This is a genomic window from Roseateles sp. P5_E8, from assembly GCF_054177665.1.
Genome location: NZ_JBGCUM010000136.1, coordinates 1 through 1124, shown reverse-complemented (window position 1 = coordinate 1124; position 1124 = coordinate 1). Strand labels below are relative to the sequence as shown.

Sequence of the window (1124 nt, the reverse complement as noted above, 5' to 3'; positions counted from 1 at the left end):
AAGAGCTTTTTCTGGCCGCGCATTGGACGAGAGGCCTAACATTCGCGCTCAGCGGGCGGCGTAGCCGTCCGCTGGAGCAACAGGTTATGCCCTGGCATCGCGCAGCCTCCGAAACACAAACGTGGCAAGAAGGCCCGACTGGCTAAGGGCGCAAACTGTCAAGAATACTGTTTGCGCCAGGCCGGTGAAAGAGCGTGGCCATTGGTCGTATATCGGATTGAGCAACAGGGACGAAGGCAAGCCGAGAATCATGAGCACCATGTCGGGTAACAGATGCTCCCGCTGGCTATGGAGAAGCGTCAAGTCGACGTACCAAGCCCACGCTGCAATGACTATTGCCGCTCCCAAGTAGGCGGAGGCGGCGACCTTCAATGTGCTTTCAAGACGCATAACGTCGAAGGTCAGCGGGCGGCGAAGCCGTCCGCTGCAGCGAAGGGTTGGGCGGCTGCGGGGTCCCAGACTATGAAGCACACATCGTCATCGGCATCTCTGCTAATCAGTACCTTCGCGAAAAGGTTGTGCGGTTCCGTAGGCTCTACGGCAACGCCCACGATGACTTCGTAGTGAAACTGCTGATCGATTTCGAATCCGCAAACTTCCCRCCAATCCGGGTCGGGGTAGCGCCCCGACGTAAATAGCAGACCTTCTCTACTGGCGGCGAGCATGTCTTGCAGGCGATCTGCCGACAGATGGGATTGCGCGTCTTCCAAGACCCGCTTCTCGGCCATACGCATCACAGTCGTCAAGCCGTACCGTTTGGACTTGTCACGCATGCTGGTGTGCCGCTCAACGTTCCAGGTAAGCGGACCAGCCAGCGTAGCGGGCGCAGGTCCGCTTGAGCGCAGGGTTGGGCATCACTTTGCGGCCCCTTTGAGGAATTTCAGCATCGCACCGAATAACTCACGTGCCTCATTGGCGTCGTCGAGCCTGTGGGAATGCGCGTGGTTATTCCACAGGTCGAGAACCTCGTGGTCTTCCCTTAAGAGAAGGTCGACAATTTGAGCAGTGAGGCGCTGCATTCCGTCTCCATCCCGTCCTTCAACGATGCTCTGCCAGATGTCGTCGTCTGTTTCGAAGTCGAGATACGCATCTTGGTGATACCAGCCGCCGATGGTGCTCTTAAG

Annotated in this window: 2 protein-coding genes; both read right to left on the bottom strand. The window is 57.8% G+C overall.

The features are described from left to right. Positions 1-401 precede the first annotated feature (401 nt). Positions 402-773 carry a DUF440 family protein gene (locus ACXRVZ_RS27625; RefSeq protein WP_458233133.1) on the bottom strand — a complete coding sequence of 124 codons (372 nt, stop codon included), beginning with the start codon at positions 771-773 and terminating at the stop codon, positions 402-404. Positions 774-854: 81 nt separating this feature from the next. Beyond that, positions 855-1124 (bottom strand): hypothetical protein (locus ACXRVZ_RS27620; RefSeq protein WP_458233132.1); only part of this gene is annotated, 270 nt, incomplete at its 5' end.